This window comes from Cellulomonas pasadenensis (genome assembly GCF_047229365.1).
Classification (GTDB): Bacteria; Actinomycetota; Actinomycetes; order Actinomycetales; family Cellulomonadaceae; genus Cellulomonas.
Genome location: NZ_JBFTEP010000240.1, coordinates 1 through 2531, shown reverse-complemented (window position 1 = coordinate 2531; position 2531 = coordinate 1). Strand labels below are relative to the sequence as shown.

Genomic DNA, 2531 nt, shown 5'->3' with positions numbered 1-2531 from the left:
GCGTCGAGGGCCGGCCGCAGCGCCGCGAGGGCGCGCAGCGCGGCGACGAGCGCGACGGCCTCGCGCGGCCCCAGGCGCAGCGGGCGGGTGACGCCGCGCCCCTCGGTGAGCCGCACGACGCCCTGCTCGTACGACGCCGCGTCGAAGTCGATGAGGTCGTCGGGGAGGTAGCCGGGCGTGCCCGTCACCCACAACGTGTCGACGTCGGCCATCACCTGCTCCGGCGTCACGCCGAACTGCGCGGCGACGTCCTCGACGCGCACGTCCTCGTGCCGCTGCAGGTACGCGATCATGCCCAGCATCCGCACCAGGCGGTCGCTCGCGCGCTCAGGCACCGCGCACCTCCGTCGTGGCCGGGTGGGTGGGCGACGCGGTGGACGGGGTGGTGGTCGCGGCGGGGTCGTCGCGCGCGGGCAGACGGTCCAGCTCGGCCGCGACGCGCAGCAGGCGCACCACCTCGTCGCGCACGTCGGACGGCTCGAGCACGACGACCGCGTCGGCGTAGCCGACGAGCTCCTCGGCGAGCTCCCACGCGAGCCGGAACGGCACGGCCACGAGGTCGCGCGCGGCCAGCACCGCGTCGGCACCCGGGGGCAGGGGGGCGTCGGCGGGCACGGGCGCTCCCCGCGCGCGCAGCGCGCCGGCGCGGTCGGGCGTGACGGCGACCAGGGCGGTCCGCTCCGGCCCGTCACCGGCCCACACGCGCGAGGCCTCGGCCAGCTCCTCGGGCGTGGGCGGGTCGAACGCGCCGGGCTCGCCCACCGCGCGGACGGCCCCACGGATCCGGCTCAGCCGGAACGAGCGGCTCGCACCGCGGTCCCGGTCGCGCGCGAGCAGCACCCAGCCGCCCCGCCGGGCCAGGAGCTTCCACGGCTCGACGTGCCGTACGCGCACCTCGCCCGTCGTCGCGGCGTGGTACGTGAAGCGCACCGCCTGGCGCGCCTGGACCGCGTCGACGAGGGGCGCGAAGGCGTCGCCGCCCGCCCGCACGCGCGGCGCGAGCCCGGCGACGAGGTCGCCCGCCTCGGGCGCGTGCCCGACCGCGCGCAGCTTCGTCAGCGCGCGCGAGCTGTCGGCGCGCAGCGACTGGTCCTGCCACAGCTGCGCGGCGAGCGCGAGGACGCCCAGCTCGGCGGCGGTGAGCTCGACCGGCGGCAACGACCACCGCTCGGTGTCGATGCGGTACCCCACGTCGTCCCCGTGGCCCGCGTGCGTCACCGTCAGCACCGGGATGCCGAGCTCGCGCAGCGTGTCCTTGTCGCGCTCGAACATCCGCTCGAACGCCTCGGTCGACGCCGCGTCCTGGTACCCGGCGACGGACGAGCGCACCTGCTCCTTCGTCATCCGGCCCGGCGTGTTGACCAGGGCGATGACGAGGTTGAGCAGGCGCTCGGCGGGCGGGATCGCGGGGGGCATCGGGACCACCGTAGTCGGCGCGGGGCCGGGTCGCGGGCCTGCGCGCGGGCACGGCGGACCCGTCCCGGCCGACGTCGTGCCACGCCCGCCGCGCGAGGTGCCCGCGCGGCCGGCGTCCGGCGCCCGCCCGGTACCGTGGCCGCGTGATCGCATGGCGGGCCGGGGTCGTGGTGGAGTGCGGGACCGGGTGGGACGGTGCGCGCGAGGCGCGCGTCGCCCTGGACGGCGAGGACCGGACGGTCCGCGCGCTGGCCTACCCGGCGCTCGTGGGCGAGCTGGAGCCCGGCGCGCGCGTCCTGCTCAACGTGACGGCGCTCGTCCGCGGCCTGGGCACGGGCGGCTACGCGCTCGTCGTCGCCCGCACGGACGCCCTGCCCGCGGACGCCCCCGACGGCCCCGGGCACCTCGTCAAGGCCCGCTACACGCCGCTGCAGGCCATGGTGCTCGGCGTCGACGACCAGGAGTCGCCGCACCACGGCACGCTCCGGGACGCCGACGACCTCGCGGGCATGCCGGTCGTCGTCGCGGACCTGCACTCGGCGCTGCCCGCGGTGCTGGCGGGTGCACGGGCCGCCGCGGCGGACCGCGGCCGGGCGGTGCGCGTGGCGTACGTCATGACCGACGGCGGGGCGCTGCCGGCGTGGTTCTCGCGCGCCGTGGCCGGTCTGCGCGACGCCGGCTGGGTCGACGCCTGCATCACCACGGGCCAGGCCTTCGGCGGCGACCTCGAGGCCGTCACCGTGCACACGGGCCTGCTCGCGGCGCGGCACGTCGTCGGTGCCGACCTCGCCGTCGTGGCACAGGGCCCGGGCAACCTCGGCACCGGCACGCGGTGGGGCTTCTCGGGCGTGGCGGCGGGCGAGGCGGTCAACGCGGCCGGCGTGCTCGGCGGCCGGCCGGTCGCGTCGCTGCGCGTCTCGGGCGCGGACGCCCGTGAGCGGCACCTCGGCGTCTCGCACCACTCGCTGACCGCCTACGGGCGGGTCGCGCTCGTGCCGGCGGACGTGCCGGTGCCGCTGCTCGCCGGCCTGCCCGGGACGCCCGCCGACCTGACGGCGCCGGACGACGCCGAGGCCTGGGGCGGGCTGGCGCGCCGCGTGGCCGACCAGGCCGCC

General features: G+C 78.8%; 2 protein-coding genes and 1 pseudogene. 1 reads left to right on the top strand and 2 read right to left on the bottom strand.

Annotated features, from left to right (window positions below):
- Nucleotides 1–335 (bottom strand): annotated as a pseudogene (locus AB6N23_RS18085) (helix-turn-helix transcriptional regulator); the annotation flags it as partial.
- Nucleotides 328–1416: a helix-turn-helix transcriptional regulator gene (locus tag AB6N23_RS18080; RefSeq protein WP_412867345.1), complete on the bottom strand. Its 1089-nt coding sequence runs from the start codon at nucleotides 1414–1416 to the stop codon at nucleotides 328–330. The gene AB6N23_RS18080 and the pseudogene AB6N23_RS18085, both read right to left, overlap by 8 nt.
- Before the next feature lie 143 nt (nucleotides 1417–1559).
- Between AB6N23_RS18080 and AB6N23_RS18075 the strand changes: the two genes are divergently transcribed.
- Nucleotides 1560–2531 (top strand): DUF3866 family protein (locus AB6N23_RS18075; protein ID WP_412867344.1); only part of this gene is annotated, 972 nt, incomplete at its 3' end.

Bases quoted from the DNA above. Each gene is read 5' to 3' on its own strand.
- AB6N23_RS18080 (WP_412867345.1), bottom strand. From the start codon at position 1,416: ATGCCCCCCGCGATCCCGCCCGCCGAGCGCCTGCTCAACCTCGTCATC.